Annotated in this window: 12 protein-coding genes; 5 read left to right on the forward strand and 7 right to left on the reverse strand. The window is 70.2% G+C overall.

The features are described 5' to 3' along the window. Positions 1-99: 99 nt before the first annotated feature. From ACH65_RS10370 to ACH65_RS10390, 6 genes are all read right to left on the reverse strand, one after another. Positions 100-552 (reverse strand): fasciclin domain-containing protein, encoded by a 453-nt coding sequence (locus tag ACH65_RS10370; RefSeq protein ID WP_049622521.1) that lies wholly within the window; start codon positions 550-552, stop codon positions 100-102. Between the two features lie 1,646 nt (positions 553-2,198). Then, positions 2,199-3,086: a cytochrome c oxidase subunit 3 gene (locus tag ACH65_RS10375; RefSeq protein WP_049622522.1), complete on the reverse strand. Its 888-nt coding sequence runs from the start codon at positions 3,084-3,086 to the stop codon at positions 2,199-2,201. A gap of 70 nt (positions 3,087-3,156) precedes the next feature. Then, positions 3,157-3,291 carry a hypothetical protein gene (locus tag ACH65_RS21015; protein WP_272913765.1) on the reverse strand — a complete coding sequence of 45 codons (135 nt, stop codon included), beginning with the start codon at positions 3,289-3,291 and terminating at the stop codon, positions 3,157-3,159. Between the two features lie 7 nt (positions 3,292-3,298). Then, positions 3,299-4,918, reverse strand: coding sequence for a cytochrome c oxidase subunit I (gene ctaD / locus ACH65_RS10380; protein WP_049622523.1), 1,620 nt, complete (start codon positions 4,916-4,918; stop codon positions 3,299-3,301). Between the two features lie 67 nt (positions 4,919-4,985). Continuing rightward, positions 4,986-5,873 (reverse strand): cytochrome c oxidase subunit II, encoded by an 888-nt coding sequence (gene coxB, locus ACH65_RS10385; protein WP_049622524.1) that lies wholly within the window; start codon positions 5,871-5,873, stop codon positions 4,986-4,988. A gap of 20 nt (positions 5,874-5,893) precedes the next feature. Further along, on the reverse strand, positions 5,894-6,382 hold the full coding sequence (locus tag ACH65_RS10390; protein ID WP_064504845.1) for a DUF2244 domain-containing protein: 489 nt from the start codon (positions 6,380-6,382) through the stop codon (positions 5,894-5,896). Positions 6,383-6,546: 164 nt separating this feature from the next. On the opposite strand from ACH65_RS10390, the gene putA reads away from it, so the two are divergent. The 3 genes from putA (at position 6,547) to ACH65_RS10405 (ending at position 12,444) form a co-directional block, all read left to right on the forward strand. Next, positions 6,547-9,735 carry a bifunctional proline dehydrogenase/L-glutamate gamma-semialdehyde dehydrogenase PutA gene (gene putA, locus ACH65_RS10395; RefSeq protein WP_049622525.1) on the forward strand — a complete coding sequence of 1,063 codons (3,189 nt, stop codon included), beginning with the start codon at positions 6,547-6,549 and terminating at the stop codon, positions 9,733-9,735. Positions 9,736-9,895: 160 nt separating this feature from the next. After that, complete coding sequence (locus tag ACH65_RS10400) at positions 9,896-10,768, forward strand: glycerophosphodiester phosphodiesterase family protein (RefSeq protein WP_049622526.1); 873 nt, start codon at positions 9,896-9,898, stop codon at positions 10,766-10,768. 263 nt (positions 10,769-11,031) lie between these two features. After that, positions 11,032-12,444, forward strand: a complete 1,413-nt coding sequence (locus ACH65_RS10405) for a coniferyl aldehyde dehydrogenase (protein WP_049622527.1) — start codon at positions 11,032-11,034, stop codon at positions 12,442-12,444. Positions 12,445-12,517: 73 nt separating this feature from the next. On the opposite strand, the gene ACH65_RS10410 is transcribed toward ACH65_RS10405, so the two are convergent. Then, positions 12,518-13,957, reverse strand: coding sequence for an OmpP1/FadL family transporter (locus ACH65_RS10410; RefSeq protein WP_049622528.1), 1,440 nt, complete (start codon positions 13,955-13,957; stop codon positions 12,518-12,520). 242 nt (positions 13,958-14,199) lie between these two features. Between ACH65_RS10410 and ACH65_RS10415 the strand changes: the two genes are divergently transcribed. Both ACH65_RS10415 and ACH65_RS10420 read left to right on the forward strand, forming a co-directional pair. After that, positions 14,200-14,457: a YcgL domain-containing protein gene (locus tag ACH65_RS10415; RefSeq protein ID WP_049622529.1), complete on the forward strand. Its 258-nt coding sequence runs from the start codon at positions 14,200-14,202 to the stop codon at positions 14,455-14,457. An 81-nt stretch (positions 14,458-14,538) separates the two neighbouring features. After that, entirely contained in the window at positions 14,539-18,006 is a 3,468-nt protein-coding gene (locus tag ACH65_RS10420; RefSeq protein ID WP_049622530.1) for an ankyrin repeat domain-containing protein, read from the forward strand. Positions 18,007-18,354 lie beyond the last annotated feature (348 nt).

An 18,354-nucleotide genomic window follows, 5' to 3' on the forward strand; every position in this document is an offset into this window, starting at 1 on the left:
ATAGATCAGAGCATCCCTAGTCGATCGGCACATACCTCACGGAGCGGGGGCCATACGGAACCTGTGGTGGGGCTGATCCCACCACGAGTTCCTGATGGATTACTGCTTGGTTGGCACGTTTACCGCATCGATCGCATGGATGATGCCGTTGCTCGAGGCAATGTCCCGCCCGGTGATGGTTGCGCCGCCGATGCGGAGCTTGCCGTCGTCCTTCGTGATCGGCACCGCCTGGCCTTGCATCATCTTCGGTGCGGTCAGTTTTTCGACTTCAACGAACGATACCCGGCCCGGCAGCACGTGGTATTTCAGCACGGAGATCAATTCCGCCTTATTCTCTGGCTTCAGCCAGTTTTCCAGCGTGCCCTCGGGCAGCTTTTTGAACGCCGCATCCGTCGGCGCAAAGAAGGTATAAGGGCCCGATTCCTTCAGGGTATGGGTGAGTTCAGCCGCTTCGAGAGCCTTGCCAAGGATATCGAAGGAACCGTTGGCGGCCGCCGTCTCGACGATGTTCTTGCTGGGAGCGCGAGCGGTGTTGGAGTCATGGTTGGACATACATTTACCTTGAGTGGTGATCCGAATGGCGGATCCAGAGCGGCCGGAGCCGCAACTCCGATAAGGATCGGAGAAGTACTCAGATGGCGTTAGGGAGAGGACCGCGTAACTGAGGCGCCTGCCAAGGAGGAGGCTGTCTTTCCTGGCGCCAACACAGCATGCGCGTGCAGTTGTTAATCGAGGGTAATGTGGGTGGACGAAATAGACGTGATGCCTGATTTGATCCCCCGGATGCCGGCCGACACTTAAGGCGAAGGGCTTGGCGACACCTTACAGGGGCGTAACAAAGGAAAGCGCATGGTGATGATGCGCCGTGGTTTCGGTAAAGCCATACCTCCGGCACCTCAGACTGTGCGTGTTTTTTCTTCCAAGGTCTCTGAGCTTCCTCCGCCCAGGTCGGAGCCGCTTCCTCCTCCCAGGTCGGAGCCGTGGCTAACGCTTGCGTATGACCTGCAGGATGCAGGTCACCACCCGAGGCCTCCCCATGTACACCCCCAATCTATTGAACTTGCTCTACTTTCATCCTCACAAGATGCACTTTTCACCCGCTCCGGATGCTGCCGACGGTGAACGTCGCAATCGCTGGTTTACGGGATGCTCGGTGTCAACGGCATCGCCTCGAGCAATTCCCCTGTCGCGACAACTGGTGCGACAAGACCAGATCGAGTCCAAACCCGATCAGCCGGAACCTGGCAGAACCCGAGAAGACTTAGATTCGGATCGCATGGATGACGACGGGGCACCCAACCCAACCACTGGCCCTCATGAGCGTTGATGGAAGTGCGTAGCCCAGCAATGCCTGATCGTCCTGCGTCGTTTCCGTCCATGGAGCGAGGGTGCATACACGTTTTTCCAGCAAGGGAAGCCGTCATGACTAATGTTTCCGGCAAAACCACCAATGGCTTTACGTACGAAGGTGAGTACGAACACACTAACTCTGGCCGTGTCACGTGGAGCGCAACCTACCGCCGTGGCGGAATCTTCTTTGGGATGCGGCATGGCCGTATCAATGAGCTTCTGGGCGTTTCACTTGGAGAGGTCCAAGAGGCCGTCATGGACGACATTGAGTGTACGTGGGTCCAATTCAGCTAGAGGCAGCGCCAGCTGGTACGCCCCCGATTCCATAGACGATCAGGCGCTGGATTTTGAGTTAGCCGCCTCGAACATCACCGGCGCAAGGCCGCTCGGATGTCCATGCCGGCGCCGCCGGTTGTAGAAAACCTCTGCGCCCGACCTTAAAGCACGCGGCACATCGTGGCGACGCGAAACTGCCGGCATGGGCCTGCATGAAGGCGTCCTTCACCCTTGCCCCTTGGCAAAGTACGCGGTGGCGTTTTTTAAAATGTCGCACTCCTCTTCGGTGCGACGCAGTTCGGCACGAAGCCGGGCATTCTCCTGCATCAGGTCGACTTCCTTCTGCGCTTTGCGCGCATCGCGGCTGAGGGCGCGTCACGAAGCCATGCATAGAGGCAGTGCACACCCCGAGGCGTTCGGCCACCTCGGCCACGGTGTCTACGGAATCGGAGTCGTACCAGGCGCGCGCAAAAAAGCTCGCCTTCTGGCGGGCTTTTTGTCATCTGCATTCACCGTCCGCTTTGCATCATCTCCCCCTCCGCCTCCGGCAGAAAGGGAGCAGAGCGAGGAAGTCAGAGGATGTAGACGAAGATAAAGAGCCCCAGCCACACCACGTCCACGAAGTGCCAGTACCACGCCACCGCCTCGAACGCGAAATGGTGGTCGCGGGTGAAATGCCCCTTCAGCTCGCGCAGCCACATCACCGCCAGCATGATGGTGCCCAGCGTCACGTGCATGCCGTGGAAGCCGGTGAGCATGAAGAAGGTCGAGCCGTACACGCCCGACTTCAGCGTGAGGTTGAGCTCGCGGTAGGCCTCCATGTACTCGTTGGCCTGGAAGTAGAGGAAGGACGCGCCCAGCAGCACGGTGAGGCCGAGGAACAGCAGCACGCGCCCGCGGTGACCGTCCTTGATGGCGTGGTGGGCGATGGTGACGGTGACGCTGGAGGTGAGCAGGATCAGCGTGTTGAGCAGCGGCATGCCCCACGGCGGCACCGTCTCGAAGCTGCCGCCGATGCGCGCCGGGCCGTTGCCGCCGTTGGCACCCCAGGCCGCCGCGTAGTCGTTCCACAGGAACTGGTGGGTGAGCACGCCGTGACCCTCGCCGCCCAGCCACGGCACCGCGTAGAGGCGCGCGTAGAACAGCGCGCCGAAGAAGGCGCCGAAGAACATCACCTCGGAGAAAATGAACCACATCATGCCCATGCGGAAGGAGCGGTCTACCTGCGCGTTGTAGCGCCCGGCCAGCGATTCGCGGATCACCGCGCGGAACCAGCCGAAGAACATCGCCAGCACACCGACAAAGCCGATCAGCAGGAAGGTCTTGCCGAAGCCCGATTCGCCCGGCTCCGCATTCAACCAGTGCCCGGCGCCGAACACGGTGAGGAACAGCACCACCGCGGCCACGATCGGCCACTGGCTCTTGGATGGAACGAAGTAGACGTCTTGATGCTGACCCATGGTGGAACCCCGTGGAGTGCTTCGGTTTGTTTCGTCCCCCGGCCGTGCGGCGGGCCGCCGGCCGTATCCGTTACGTGCCCTTCATCATGTCGGCGATCGAGAGCAGGAAGATCGCCGCCGCCACCGCCGCCGCGATCCACGCCGTGCGGCGCACGCCGCGGCGGCGGCGCGCCTCGTCCCGCTCCTGCATCGTCCGCGTCGCCATGGCGCGCTCAATCCACCGCGTGGCCGTGGGCAAGGTCCTCGTCGTGGATCAGCGGCGGCACCTCGAAGGTGTGGTGCGGTGCCGGCGAGGGCACCGTCCATTCCAGCCCGCGCGCGCCTTCCCACACGCGGTCGAGCGCCTGCTTCCTGGAGAAGAACACGCAGTGCACGATCACGCCGAGGAAGATCAGCTGCGAGGCGCCGAACAGGAAGCCGCCGATCGAGCTGACCATGTTGAAGTTGGCGAAGGCCACGTTGTAGTCGGGGATGCGCCGCGGCATGCCGGCCAGGCCCAGGAAGTGCTGCGGGAAGAACAGCACGTTGACCCACACCACCGAGTTCCAGAAGTGCACCTTGCCCCAGAACTCGCTGTACATGCGGCCGGTCCACTTGGGCAGCCAGTAGTAGACGCCCGCGATGATGGCGAAGATGGCGCCGGTCACCAGCACGTAGTGGAAGTGCGCCACCACGAAGTAGGAGTCGTGGTACTGGAAGTCCGCCGGCACCAGCGCGAGCATCAGGCCGGAGAAGCCGCCGATGGTGAACAGGATCACGAAGGCCACCGCCCACAGCATCGGCGTCTCGAAGCTCATCGAGCCGCCCCACATGGTGCTGACCCAGTTGAACACCTTCACCCCGGTGGGCACCGCGATCAGCATGGTGGCGTACATGAAGAAGATGTCCGCGCCCAGCGGCAGGCCCACCGCGAACATGTGGTGCGCCCACACGATGAACGAGAGGAAGGCGATCGAGGCCACCGCGAACACCATCGCCTTGTAGCCGAAGATCGGCTTGCGCGCGAAGGTGGGGATGATCTCCGAGATCAGGCCGAAGGCCGGCAGGATCATGATGTAGACCTCGGGGTGCCCGAAGAACCAGAAGATGTGCTGGTAGAGCACCGGGTCGCCGCCGCCGGCCGCGTTGAAAAAGCTGGTGCCGAAATACTTGTCGGTGAGCAGCATGGTCACCGCGCCGGCCAGCACCGGCATCACCGCGATCAGCAGGAAGGCGGTGATCAGCCAGGTCCACACGAACACCGGCATCTTCAGGAGATCCATGCCCGGCGCGCGCAGGTTGAGGATGGTGGCGATGATGTTGATCGCGCCCATGATCGAGCTGATGCCCATCAGGTGGATGGCGAACACCGAGTAGGCCAGCGACTGCCCCTGCAGCGACAGCGGCGGGTACAGCGTCCAGCCGCCGGCCGGGCCGCCGCCGGGCAGGAACAGGGTGGAGAGCAGCAGCACGAAGGCGAACGGCAGCAGCCAGAAGGAGAGGTTGTTCATGCGCGGCAGCGCCATGTCCGGCGCGCCGATCATCAGCGGGATCATCCAGTTGCCCAGGCCCACGAAGGCCGGCATCACCGCGCCGAAGATCATCACCAGCGCGTGCAGCGTGGTCATCTCGTTGAAGAAGTAGGGCTGCACCAGCTGCAGGCCGGGCTTGAACAGTTCCGCCCGGATCACCATCGCGAAGCTGCCGCCGATGAAGAAGGCGATCAGCGACAACACCAGGTAGAGCGTGCCGATGTCCTTGTGGTTGGTGGACATGACCCAGCGCGCGAAGAAGCCCTTCGGGGCACCGTGGTGGTGGTCGTCGTGCTGGTCATGGGTCGCTGCGTGAGCCATCGCCTTGCACCTCTGCACTGAACGGATTTTGGGGGACTACGGACCGGCCGCGGCCGGACGGGATCGGTCAGCCCTGCTTGGCGGGCGCCGGCGCCGTGGCAGCCGGGGCCGGCGCCGCCCTGGCCTGGCGCTGCGCCAGCCACTGCTCGAACTCGGACCGGGTCACCGCCTTCACCACGACCGGCATGAAGCCGTGGTCCTGGCCGCACAGCTCCGCACACTGGCCGCGGTAGACGCCTGGCGTCTTGATGGTGGCCCAGGCGGCGTTGACGATGCCGGGGATGGCGTCGATCTTCCAGCCGAGGTCGGGCACCCACCAGGAGTGGATCACGTCGCCGGCGGTGATCACGAAGCGGATCTTGACCCCCACCGGCACCACCAGCGGTTCGTCCACGTTGAGCAGGTAGGTGTTCTCGCCGTCCACCTGCACCGCGTGCGGGTCCAGGCCCGAGCCGAGCTGGCGCGTCTCGTCGCTCTGCGCGTCGAGCCTGGACATGAAGCCGACCTTGTCGATCGCCTTGCCCCGGTATTCGACGTAGTCGTAGCGCCATTTCCACTGGTAGCCGGTGACCTTCACCGTCATCTGCGAACCGGTGGTGTCGGCGAAGGTGGTGAGGCCGCCGGTGGCCAGGTAGGCCAGCACGACCAGGATCAGCACCGGGATCGTGGTCCACACGATCTCCAGCGTGGTGTTGTGGGTCCACTTCTCGGCCACCGCGCCGCGCGACTTGCGGAAGCGCACCATGGCGATGGCCATGGCGCCGAACACCAGCACGCCGATCACCACGCACACGCCCAGGGCGACGTTGTTGAGCAGGTAGGGGCGCTCGGACCACTCGGTGACGCCGCGCGGCATGTTGAGCTGGCCCGGCTTGGGGTTGGCCCACGCCACGCCGCACAGCAGCGCGCAGGCCGTCGCCGCCCACGCCTTGATCCTGATGCCGCCTGTAGTCATGTCTCGCACCCTTGAGTGGTCTACCCGCGCGGCCGGCCGTGCAGATCCGCCAGCAGCCCCTTGAGCCTTCCCGACAGCTCGCCCCGTTCCTCGTCGCCGAGAAAGGCGCCGATCTCGAGCTCGCGTCCGTGCGAGCGCAGCAGCAAGCGTCCGCGACCGTTGTCGCCCGGCTCCAGCAGCACGCGCACCCAATAGGGCTCAAAGCGCGTGTCGCGGCGCCCCGGCCGGGCCTGGACCTCGAGCGAGGCGGCATCGAGGGTGATGCGCTCGCTGCGGTCTCCCGCGCGCCAGGCCGCGCCCAGGGCGAAGGCCACCGCGAAGGATTCCGCCAGGGCGAACAGCGGGGCGAACACGTTGCCCTGCCATGCGCCGAGCCCGGCCGTGGTCAGCGCCAGCGCCGCCAGCACCCCGATCAGCCGCCGCAGCCCGCGCCGGCTCAACACGCGGTTGGGACGCAGCCACAGCGTCGTGCGCGGCAGAGCACTGTCGGCAGGTCGAAGCACGATCATGGGGGCCCGCGTGCCTGGAACGGCTGGGATGATAGGCTTCGGCCACCCCTCGGGCAAGTTGACGCACCCCTCCGGACCGGCGCGCGGCGCCGGCGATACGCCCGCGTGCGGACCGACGTACAATCCGCCGCTTCCCGCCCCCGCGGCATTCTGTCCCCGACCCCGTGACCGCCCCCATCCTCAGCCCCGAACTCCCCGCCGGCGCTTCGGCCGCGCGCGCGCGCATCACCGCGGCATGGCTCCGCGACGAGACCGAAGCGGTCAACGACCTGCTGGCCCAGGCCAGCCTGCCGCCGGCCGAACGCGAGCAGGTGATCGACCTCGCCGCCGCCCTGGTGACCCGCGTGCGCGAGCGCGCGGCGGACCAGAGCGCGGTGGAATCCTTCATGCGCCAGTACGACCTCTCCAGCGAGGAGGGCGTGCTGCTGATGTGCGTGGCCGAGGCGCTGCTGCGCATCCCCGACAAGGCCACCGCCGACAAGCTGATCCGCGACAAGCTGGGCGAGGCCGACTGGAAGAAGCACTTAGGCCAGAGCGAGTCGCTGTTCGTCAACGCCAGCACCTGGGGCCTGATGCTCACCGGCCACCTGGTCAACCTGGCCGAGGAGACCCGCCACGACTTCGCCGGCGCGCTGCGCCGCCTGGTCGGCCGCGCCGGCGAGCCGGCGATCCGCCTGGCGGTGCGCCAGGCCATGCGCATCATGGGCCACCAGTTCGTGATGGGCCGCACCATCGAGGAGGCGCTGGACCGCTGCGCGAAGAAGGACTACGCGGCCTACCGCTACTCCTACGACATGCTCGGCGAGTCGGCGCTGACCCAGGCCACCGCCGAGCGCTACCAGGAGGACTACCGCCGCGCCATCGCCGCCATCGGCGCGCGCGGCCCGTTCGCCAACCACACCGACGCGCCGTCGATCTCGGTCAAGCTCTCCGCGCTGCACCCGCGCTACGAGGTGGCCCACCGCGAGCGCGCCCGCCGCGAGCTGGGCGAGAAGCTGCTGGAACTCTCGCAGCTGGCGATGAAGCAGGGCATCGCCCTGTCGGTGGACGCGGAAGAGGCCGACCGCCTGGAGCTATCGCTGGACGTGATCGGCGACGTCTTCGCGCATCCTTCGCTCGAAGGCTGGAACGGCCTCGGCATCGTGGTGCAGGCCTACGCCAAGCGCACCCCGTTCGTGATCGACTGGCTGGTCGAGACGGCGCGCGCCGCCGGCCGCCGCTGGTACGTGCGCCTGGTCAAGGGCGCCTACTGGGACGCCGAGATCAAGCGCGCGCAGGAGCTGGGCCTGGCCGGCTATCCGGTGTACACGCGCAAGCCCAACACCGACGTCTCCTACCAGGCCTGCGCGCGCAAGCTGTTCGACGCCGGCAGCGCGCTGATCTACCCGCAGTTCGCCACCCACAACGCGCACACCATCGCCGCCGTCCACCGGCTCGCGGCGGGGCGGCCGTTCGAGTTCCAGCGCCTGCACGGCATGGGCACGGACCTCTACGCCGAGGTGATCGGCCAGGACAAGCTCAACGTGCCCTGCCGCGTGTACGCGCCGGTGGGCACGCACGAGGATCTCCTGCCCTACCTGGTGCGCCGCCTGCTCGAGAACGGCGCCAACACCAGCTTCGTCAATCGCATCGCGGACGAGCAGCTGCCGGTGCGCGAGCTGGTGGCCGACCCGTGCGAGACGGTGCGCGGCTACGCCTCCATCCCGCATCCGCGCATCCCGCTGCCGGTCAACCTCTACGCTGAGAATCCGGCGCTCGTGCCGCATTCGAATTTCGTATCCAGGAAGAATTCCATGGGCGTCAACTTCTCCAACGACAACGAACTGGCCGCCCTCGCCGAGGCCGTCAACGCGCACGTCGGCCCCTGGCAGGCCGCGCCGCTGGTGCCGGGCGCGAGCGCCAACGGCCCCGCGGTCGAGGTGACCAACCCCGCCGACCGCCGTCAGGGGGTGGGCCGCTACGTCGGCGCCGACGCGGCCACCGTGGATCGCGCGCTCGCCAACGCCGTGGCCGCCCAGCCCGGCTGGGACCGCCTGCCGGCGGCCAGCCGCGCGGCCATCCTCGAGCACGCCGCCGGGCTGCTGGAAGCGCGCCGCGGCGAGTTCATCGCCCTGTGCGTGCGCGAGGCCGGCAAGAGCTTGCCCGACGCCATCGCCGAAGTGCGCGAGGCGGCCGACTTCCTGCGCTACTACGCCGCCATGGCGCGGCGCCTGTTCGGCCAGCCCGAGCCGCTGCCCGGCCCCACCGGCGAGAGCAACCAGCTGTTCCTCACCGGCCGCGGCGTGTTCGTGTGCATCAGCCCGTGGAACTTCCCGCTGGCGATCTTCCTGGGCCAAGTCTCCGCCGCGCTCGCCGCCGGCAACAGCGTGATCGCCAAGCCGGCCGAGCAGACCTCGCTGATCGGCCATGCCGCGGTGAAGCTGCTGCACGAGGCGGGCGTGCCGGCCGAGGTGCTGCAGTTCCTGCCGGGCGACGGCGCCACCGTGGGCGCCGCGCTGACGAAGGACCCGCGCGTGGCCGGCGTGGCCTTCACCGGCTCCACCGAAACCGCCTGGGCGATCAACCGGAGCCTGGCCGCGCGCAACGCGCCGATCGCCGCGCTGATCGCCGAGACCGGCGGCCAGAACGCGATGATCGCCGACTCCTCCGCCCTGCCCGAGCAGATCGTCAAGGACGTGGTGGCCTCCGCCTTCCAGTCCGCCGGCCAGCGCTGCTCGGCCGCGCGTGTGCTGTTCGTGCAGGAGGACATCGCCGACAAGGTCACCGCGATGCTCGCCGGCGCCATGGCCGAACTGAAGGTGGGCGACCCGGGCCAGCTCTCCACCGACGTCGGCCCGGTGATCGACGAGGACGCCAGGCGCATCCTCGTCGAGCACGCCGCGCGCATGGACCGCGAGGCGAAGAAGATCGCCGAGGCGCCGCTCGACGCCGGCCTCGCCGCCCACGGCACCTTCTTCGCGCCGCGCGCCTACGAGATCCCCGCGCTCGCCACGCTCACCCGCGAGGTGTTCGGCCCGGTGCTGCACGTGATCCGCTGGAAGGGCAGCGAGCTGCCGCAGGTGGTGGAGGCCATCAACGCCACCGGCTACGGCCTGACGCTCGGCATCCACAGCCGCATCGACGACACGGTGGAATTCATCCGCAGCCACGCGCGGGTGGGCAACTGCTACGTCAACCGCAACCAGATCGGCGCGGTGGTGGGCGTACAGCCGTTCGGCGGCGAGGGCCTCTCCGGCACCGGCCCCAAGGCCGGCGGCCCGCACTACCTGCTGCGCTTCGCCGGCGAGCGCACGCTCACCATCAACACCACCGCCGCCGGCGGCAACGCCTCGCTGCTGACCATCGACGAGTGAGCGCCGTCGCCCGTTGACGCCACCCGTGCCGCGCGCCGGCACGGGTGGCGCGCGGCACGGGCGGGACATATCGCCGCCGTCCCGCGCCCGGCGCGCATCGGCCGGCTACAGTGCGTGGCGCCCGCACTGGCGCGGGCGCCGTCACCGTGAACTTATACCGATGCCCGCACCGCTGCTCCGCCTGCTCGCCGCCGCCCTGGCCGCGCTCGGCCTCTGCGCCATCACGGCCGAGGCCGTCGCCGCCGGCAACGTGCTCCATCCCGCCGGCGTGCAGGTCGTCGCGCACCGCGGCTGGCTCGCACCCGACCAGCTGGAGAACAGCCCCGCGCAGATGGCCCGCACCACCGCGGCCGGTCCCTTCATGCTGGAGATGGACCTCAAGGCCAGCCGCGACGGCACCGTCTACCTGCTGCACGACGACACGCTGGATCGCACCACCGACGGCCACGGCCCGCTGCGCGAGGCCACCGCCGCCCAGCTCGACCGGCTGCACCTCGTCGGCCCCGGCGGCCACGCCACCGGCGAGCCCCTGCCGCGCTTCGCCGCGCTCGCCCGCTGGGCCGCCGCCACGCCCTCGGCGCGGCTGATGCTGGACGTGAAGCAGCTCCGGCCCGCCGCCTTCATGCCGTGGGTGCGCCATTACCGCCTGGGACCGCGCACCGTGGTGCTGACCTTCGACCCGGCCAGCGCCCGCGCCATGCTGCCCTACGACCGCGAGGTGCTGGTGTCGGTGCTGGTCGCCACCCGGCATGACGTCAATCGCTACCGCGCCCTGGCCACCCGCGGCCGCCTGGCCATGTACGTGCCGAGCGGCGCGGACCCGGCGCTGTTCGCCGCCGCGCACCGCAGCGGCGCCACGGTGATCAGCGACGCCATCATGCCGCTGCCGGACGGGCGCACGCTGGACGAGCACGCGGAGGCGGAGGGCGAGTCGGCCTATCTCGCGTTCTTCAAGGACCGCCCGGTCGACCTCTTCGTCACCAACCATCCGCAGCAGGTGCAGCGGCTGTTGCAGGCGCACGCGGCGCATTGAGCGCCCGCCTGCGGGTCGACCCGGCATCGCGCCGAAAGCTTGCCCATCGTCCCGGCAGCGCAGCCTGGACAACGGCGAGGCGAATCCGAACGCGACGCCCGCCGGCCCACGGCCCGGACCAAACGGCACCAGGTCCCGCCCGGTTCGCCGCCTGCACTGCGCCATTGAGGGCTTGTCGTCGCGACTTATTGCACCGCCGCTGGCCGCCCGCGACACGGCGGCCGATACTGGGCGCGGTCACCGGCCAGCCACGCGGAGCGCCCATGTCCGAGCCCGAGCAGGCTCCACAGCTTCTGTTGCACGCCATGCGCGAGGCCCAGCGGCGCGACCCCATGCCCGGCTGGCCGGTGCGCGCGCAGCGCCTGCGCGCGTTGCAGGCGCTGGTCACGGATCACCGCCAGGCCATCGCCGAGGCGATCAGCGCCGACTTCGGCCACCGGCCCGCCGAGGAAACCGAACTGCTCGAAGTCTTCCCCAGCCTCTCGGCGATCCGCCACGCGCTGCGCCACGGCCGGCGCTGGATGAAGCCGCGGCGGGGCTTCGCCAGCCTGCCCTTCCTGCCCGCGCGCACCGAGCTGCGGCCGCAGCCGCGCGGCGTGGTCGGCATCATCGTGCCGTGGAACTACCCGCTGTTCCTCGCGGCGGGGCCGCTGGTGGACGCGCTGGCCGCCGGCAACCGCGCGCTGGTGAAGCTCAGCGAGTACACGCCGCGCTTCGCCGCGCTGTTCGCCGAACTGGTGGGCCGGTACTTCGAACCCGACGCGGTGCGCGCGGTGACCGGCGGCCCCGAAGCGGCGCAGGCCTTCGCCGCGCTGCCGCTCGACCACCTGCTGTTCACCGGCTCCACCGCCGTGGGCCGCCAGGTGATGCGCACCGCCGCCGCGCAGCTCACGCCGGTGACGCTGGAACTGGGCGGCAAGTCGCCGGCCATCGTCGGCCCCGGCGCGCGCTTCGGGCATGCGGTGGAGCGCATCCTGCTCGGCAAACTGGTCAACGCCGGGCAGACCTGCATCGCGCCCGACTACGTGCTGCTGCCGCGCGAGCGGGTGCACGATTTCGTCGAAACCGCCCGCGCGATGGCCGCGCGGCTGTACCCGCAGCTGCCCGCCAACCCGCAATACGCCAGCATCGCCAGCGAGCGCCACTACCACCGCCTGAGCGCGCTGCGCGACGCGGCGGTGGCCGCCGGCGCCCGCGCCTGGCCGCTGCACGAGGGCGGCGACTATCCGGCGCAGCGTCGCCTGCTGCCGACCCTGCTGACCGAGGTGGACGACACGATGGCGGTGATGCGGGAGGAAATCTTCGGCCCGCTGCTGCCGCTGGTGCCCTACGACACGCTGGAGGAGGCGATCGGCTTCGTGGCCGCGCGAGCGCACCCGCTGGCGCTGTACCTGTTCGAGCAGGACGCCCGCGCGATCGAGCGCGTGCTCGCGCGCACCCACGCCGGCGGCGTCACCGTCAACGACACGCTCTACCACATCGCCCAGCACGGCCTGCCGTTAGGCGGCGTGGGCCCGTCGGGCATGGGCGGCTACCACGGCGAGGCGGGCTTTCGCACCTTCTCGCACATCAAGCCCGTGCTGCGCCAGGCGCGCTGGAACGGCACCGGCCTGCTCGACCCGCCCTACGGCGCGCGCTTCCGCCGCCTGCTGGCGCTGCTGCAACGGCGCGGCTGACATCGCGGCACAAAAAAACCTCCCCGCTCGCGCGGGGAGGTTCGTGCCGGACCAGGGCGTGGGTTGGCCGCGCTCAGAACTTGTACTGCGCGGACAGGCTCAGCAGGTTGCCGTAGTCGTCGAAGTTGCCGGTCATCACGTCGCCGGTGGAGCTGGTGTTGTTGACGTGCGCCTTGTTGACGAAGATGTGCGCGTAGGAGGCGTTGATCTCGAAGTGCTCGCTCGCCTTGTAGCCCAGGCCCACGGTGGCGAACTGGCGGGTGGAGTCGGGCACGCGCGCGGTGCGGGTGGCGTTGTAGGTCGGGGTGGTGTCGATCGCCACGCCGGCGCGCAGGGTCAGCTTGTCGTTGACGTAGTAGTCGCCGCCGACCGAGGCATACCACGTGTTGCGCCAGTTGTAGGCCTCCACGCTGTCCGGCTGCGCCGGGTTGCCGTACTGCACGCGCAGGTCCTTGAACACGTCCCACTTGGTCCAGGCCAGGTCGATGCCCAGGCCGAACTTCTCCGCCTGGTGCCAATAGCTGAACGAGGCCGTGGCCGGCGTGGTGAACTTGGCCTTGCCGGAGGTGTGCTGGAACGGCAACCCGCCCGCGCCGGCCAGCAGCGCCGCCACGGTCGGGTTGGACAGCAGCGCGGTCACGTTGGCCGGCACCTGGAAGTTGGCGGTGCCGGAGAGCGTGTGGTCGATCTTGGAGCGGTAGTTGAAGGCCAGGCGGTCCTGCGGGGTGAGCTTCCAGAAGGCGCCCAGCTGCCAGCCGTAGCCCCAGTCGTCGCCCTTGATCTTGGCGAAGCCGTCGCTGCCCGGCGGCACCAGCAGGCCGACCTGCTGCGCCAGCGCCGCGCCCATCGCCGGCGGGATCGCACCCGCTGCCACGCCCTGGCGCACCAGGCCCAGGCCCACGGCGTTGAAGTTGACCGCGGAGGTCAGCTCGGCCGAGGTCTTCTGCGCGATGGCACTGGCGCCGAGGGTGAAGTCGTCGGTGACGTCGTAGGACAGCGACAGCGTGGCGTCGAGCGACTGGAAGTGCGACTTCACCGCGTTGTAGCGGCCGACCCAGTTGCGGTCGTACTCGGTCTGGAAGCCGAACGGCACCGAGAAGCCCGCGCCCAGGTGCCAGCGGTCGGCGAACTTGGTGGCGAAGAACAGCGCCGGCACCGGCAGCGTGGTGCCGCCGTCGCCGCCGTCGCCGCCGCTGATCGGGCGGCCCTGCGCGTCGTGCGCGCTGCCGTGGAACTGGGTGCCGAAGTTCACCGCGGTGACGTCGGCCTGGAAATAGGTGCCGTCGAGCAGGGTCATCGCGGCCGGGTTGTTCACCACCACCGACACGTCGCCGCCGGCCGTGGCGGAACCCGCATAGGCGCGACCCATGCCCTTGGCGGTGTTTTCCTTCAGCTGGAAACCGCTGGCCTGCGCACCCTGCGGGAACGCGAGCGCCCCCGCCACAGCCAGACTCAATGCAGCCAGCGCGAGCGGGCGCGCGGCGCCCGAAAACGAGGGGGAGAACTTGTACATCGCTTGCTCCTGCTTCTTGTTTGACACGGCTCGGGGCCAGGCGAACGGGGGTTTCCGCGGCTTTTCATACGGGCGTTTGACGTCCGCGGGGCACACTCTGCCCAGCGGCCGTAAACAGTTGCAAGTGCGAGTGCAACAATTTCACGGCCGGCGCGCGCTTTTTCGCGTCGGCGGGACGTGGCTGATAACCTTGAGCCTTCGCGGGCCGGACAGGCTCCATCCCAGCCGCCGAAGACACGCCCATGCTCTGTTTCGTCTACGCCAGCCTGCGCAAGGCCGACACCTATCTTTGGCTCACCGAGCGCGACGACTTCGAGCAACTGCCCGAAACGTTGCAGCAGCTGCTCGGCGGGCTGCGCTTTGTACTCGAACTGGAGCTGGATGAACAGCGCCGGCTGCCGCGCGAAGACAGCCGCACGGTACTGGCCAACCTGCAGGCGCAGGGCTGGCACCTGCAATTGCCGCCCGGCGAATCGCACCTCGCCGACGCCCGGCGCTGATCCCGCGCCCCGCGCCGCCGCATGCCGTCCGGTTAACACCGGGTTACCGTCTGCGCCGTCCACGATTTCTATACTCCCGCCATGACCGATCTCAAACCGCGACGCCCGCCACCCTTCCTGCAAGCACTCGCCTGGTTCGTACCCGGATGGATCGCGGTCGCCGTCGCCGGCCTCGGCACGCACCCGCTCACCCTGATCCCCCTGCTCGCCGCCAACGCGCTCACCATGGCCGCGGTGTGCCACGCGATCGGCTTCGACCCCGAGCCGCGCTTCGGCCGCACCGTGCTGCGCCGGGGCGCCGCGCACCTGGTGCTGTTCACCGCCTACGTGGCGCTGGTGTTCCTGCTGATCGCCTGGCCGATGCTGATGCTCAGCCGCGCGCCCAGCCTCGGCGCCGCGCTCGGCCTGGCCGCCGCGCTGGTGCTGGCGCTGGCCGCGCTGTGGCGCGTGTGGCCCTCGTTCGGCCTGCTGTTCGTGTGGGACGACGCCTACCCGGCGCAGAGCGACGGCTCGTGGATCTTCACCGCCACCGCGCGCAGCCTGACCTTCGGCCGCCACCTCGCGCGCGAGGAACGCTTCTTCTCACACTACCTGCCCGCCGCCGCCGCGCTGCTGGTGCTGGCCTTCCTCGCGCTCGCGCTGGCCGGCCTCTACGGCGTGCTGCCCGCGGAGCTGCGCACCGCCGCGCTCACGGTCTACGGCGTGGTGCTGCTGCCGCTGGGCTGCCTGGTGATCGCCAACCGCACGCTGCGTGCGCTGCTGTGCGAGAACCAGCGCCCGCGCCGCCGCAACACGGACAGCCAAGCCGCGGAACCCGCGCCCGCGCCGGCACCGCCGCCGGTGCTGAGCGAACAGGAGCGCACCGCCGGCACGCCCGAGCAGTCCGCCGCCCTGCTCGCCGCCGCGCGCGAGGGCGACATCGAACGCGCGCTGGCCCTGCTCGAAGCCGGCGCCGATCCCAACACCGCGCCGCTCGCCGGCGAGCGCGACCGGCGCCCCGTGCTCACCCTCGCCGCCCTGTTGCCGGACACGCGCCTGCTGCGCAAGCTGATCGCCAAGGGCGCCGACGTCAACCGCGCCAGCGGCAGCCTCACCCCGCTGCTCGCCGCCACCCGCGACAGCTGGCACGGCCGCGCCGAGGCGGTGATGACCCTGCTCGCCAACGGCGCCGACGCCCAGGTCGCCGACGCCGACGGCAACACGCCGCTGCACGGCGCGGTGCTGAGCGGCGAGCCGATCGTGGCGGCGATGCTGCTCGACGCCGGCGCCGCCATCAACGCGCTCAACAAGGCCGGCGTCGGCCCGCTGGCCGCGGCCTGCCGCGCCGCCAACTGGCCGCTGGCGAAGTTCCTGCTCGAACGCGGCGCGCGCCCCGCGCCGGCCGACGGCGAGCCGGCCCTGCTCGCCGCCGCCGGCATCGCCGACGACGACCCGGAGGGCGTGAAGCTGCTGCTCAAGCATCGCGCCGCGGTCAACGCGGTCGACACCCATCACCGCAGCGCGCTGATGGCCGCCGCCGCCGAAGGCCACGAGCAGATCGCCCGCGCCCTATGCGCCGCCGGCGCCGACGCCAGCCTCGCCGACCGCCGCGGCACCACCGCGCTGATGGAAGCCGCGCGCTGCGGCGCCAGCGGCATCGTGGAGCGGCTCGCCGCCGCGCAGGCCGACGCCCGCGCGCGCGACAGCCACGGCCGCGACGCGCTCACCCTCGCCTGCCAGTCGCCGCGCGCCAAGGCCGAGACGGTGCGCGCCCTGCTCGCGCTCGGCGCCGAGCCCAAGGCCGCCGGCAGCGATGGCCGCAGCGCGCTCGACCACGCCGCTGCCGCCGGCCGCTGGGACCTGGTCACCCTGCTCGACCCCGACACGCCGCTGCCCGCCAGCCTCAGCCACGAGCTGCCGGCGGACGGCGCCGACACGCCCGCGCACCTGCTCGACGCGCTTCGCTTCGGCCATTGGGGCATCGTCTCCACCTTCCACGAGCACGTGCGCGCATGGCCCGCGTGGCAGCTCGCCCAGCTCTACCTCGACCTCGCCGCGCCCGGCCTGGGTGCCGCGCGGCGCTGGCTGCTCGACCACAGCCTGGACGCCGAGGCGCGCCTGCCGGCGCAGCTGATCGACGACGCCGAAGACGGCGAGCGCCCCGAACCCGCGCTGCCGCCGCTCGGCCGGCGCCTGTTCGACGCCCTGCTGCTGCAGCTGCCCGCCTCCACCGAGGCGCTGGAAGACCTGCTGCAAGCCGGCGCGAGCCCGGCCGGCGCCGGCTTGCTGGCCCAGGCGCTGGCGCGCCTCGACGGCAGCGCGCAGGGCACGGCGCTGCCGCTCGCCCTGCTCGAACGCGGCGCCGACCCGTTCGGCCCCGACGCGCGCGGCCAGGCGCCGCTGCACCTGGCCGCGAGCGCCGGCCAGCACCTGCTGCTGGAAGCCCTGCTCGCCCGCGGCAGCGACCCCAACGTGCGCGACCCGGCCGGCCGCACGCCGCTGCTGCTCGCGCTGGAACACGGCGAAGCCGCACTGCCTTTGGTGCGCGCCCTGGTCGCCCACGGCGCCGATGCCGAGGCCGCCGACGCCAACGGCGAGACGGCGTTCGGCCTCGCGCTGGAACACGACGCCATCGAGCGCTGGCTGGACTGGGGCGGCTGGCCGCGCCCGCGCCGCCCGCTGCGCGCCGACGACCTGCCCGACGCCGCCCGCAGCGGCGCCCTGGTGGCGGTGGAGCGCCTGCTCGAACTCGGCTTCGCGGTGGACACCCGCGACGCGCAGGGTGCCACCGCCCTGCTGCACGCCTGCGGCGCCGGCCACCGCGAGATCGCCGCGCGCCTGCTCGACGCCGGCGCCGACAGCGCACTGGCCGCCCACAACGGCGTGACGCCGCTGGCCGCCGCCGTGAGCGCGCGGCGCGACACGCTGACCGCCCTGCTGATCGAACACGGCGCCGCGCTCGACCAGCCGCTACCGGGCGACGCCACCGTGCTGATGGTGGCCGCCGCGATGGGTTATCCCGAGCTCGCCGAGCAACTGCTGGAGGCCGGCGCCAGCCTCGGCGCCGTCGACGCCCGCGGCCGCGGCGCGCTGCACGCCGCCGCGCAGTTCGGCTTCGAGCGCAACGACAGCCTGCGCGCCCGGCGCCTGTTCGACGTGCTGCTCAAGCACGGCGCCGACCCCAACCTCGCCGACCGCGAGGGCCTCACCCCGCTGCTGCTGCTGCTCGGCGCCCATGCGCGCCCCGGCGGCGACGCCGACGCCACTCACATCGGCGCGCTGATTCCCGTGCTGCTCGACGCCGGCGCCAAGCTCGAACACGCCGACCAGCGCGGCGTCACCGCCCTGCACGCCTGCGCCATGCACGCCCTGCTCGCCCCGGCGCGCGTGCTGCTGGCCCGCGGCGCCGACCGCAACGCCGCCGACGCCTTCGGCCGCACCGCCGCAGACGTCGCCCGCCAGATCGGCTACATCGACATCGCCCACGAACTGGCCGCCCGCAGCCCCGCCACAGGCGCCGTGCCGAGCGTGCGCCAGATGCTGCGCCAACCCGCGCAGCCGGCGGAGTGATAGAACGCGCGCTGCCGCAACGGCGGCGCGCGTCTCCCGACGGCCGAGGCCAGCACGCGCCGAGCGGCGAACCCACCGCCGCCCCACGCCTCAGGCCATCCCGCCCTCGGGCAGCACACCATCCGCTTCATAACTAACGGCCGAAGCGAAAACACCCTGTCCGATAGCCCGACGACAGCGCACCCCATACGCCGTCCCATCGCTTCAAAAACGCATTCGCCGCGATGACCCGGCTTCGGCTTGCACTTCTTGCCTTCCCTATGCGGCGATGAGGCTCGGACGATCAGGCCCGGCAGGGGGAGTCGGCATGAATGCCGACTCAGGACACGGACGTCCTGTCGAAAAGCC

The organism is Frateuria defendens (genome assembly GCF_001182895.1).
In the GTDB taxonomy this organism is placed as follows: domain Bacteria; phylum Pseudomonadota; class Gammaproteobacteria; order Xanthomonadales; family Rhodanobacteraceae; genus Frateuria_B; species Frateuria_B defendens.

Bases quoted from the DNA above. Each gene is read 5' to 3' on its own strand.
- ACH65_RS10375 (WP_049622522.1), bottom strand. From the start codon at position 3,086: ATGGGTCAGCATCAAGACGTCTACTTCGTTCCATCCAAGAGCCAGTGG.
- ACH65_RS10405 (WP_049622527.1), top strand. From the start codon at position 11,032: ATGTCCGAGCCCGAGCAGGCTCCACAGCTTCTGTTGCACGCCATGCGC.
- ACH65_RS10415 (WP_049622529.1), top strand. From the start codon at position 14,200: ATGCTCTGTTTCGTCTACGCCAGCCTGCGCAAGGCCGACACCTATCTT.
- ctaD (WP_049622523.1), bottom strand. From the start codon at position 4,918: ATGGCTCACGCAGCGACCCATGACCAGCACGACGACCACCACCACGGT.
- ACH65_RS10400 (WP_049622526.1), top strand. From the start codon at position 9,896: ATGCCCGCACCGCTGCTCCGCCTGCTCGCCGCCGCCCTGGCCGCGCTC.
- coxB (WP_049622524.1), bottom strand. From the start codon at position 5,873: ATGACTACAGGCGGCATCAGGATCAAGGCGTGGGCGGCGACGGCCTGC.
- ACH65_RS10410 (WP_049622528.1), bottom strand. From the start codon at position 13,957: ATGTACAAGTTCTCCCCCTCGTTTTCGGGCGCCGCGCGCCCGCTCGCG.
- ACH65_RS10390 (WP_064504845.1), bottom strand. From the start codon at position 6,382: ATGATCGTGCTTCGACCTGCCGACAGTGCTCTGCCGCGCACGACGCTG.
- ACH65_RS10420 (WP_049622530.1), top strand. From the start codon at position 14,539: ATGACCGATCTCAAACCGCGACGCCCGCCACCCTTCCTGCAAGCACTC.
- ACH65_RS10370 (WP_049622521.1), bottom strand. From the start codon at position 552: ATGTCCAACCATGACTCCAACACCGCTCGCGCTCCCAGCAAGAACATC.
- ACH65_RS21015 (WP_272913765.1), bottom strand. From the start codon at position 3,291: ATGGCGACGCGGACGATGCAGGAGCGGGACGAGGCGCGCCGCCGCCGC.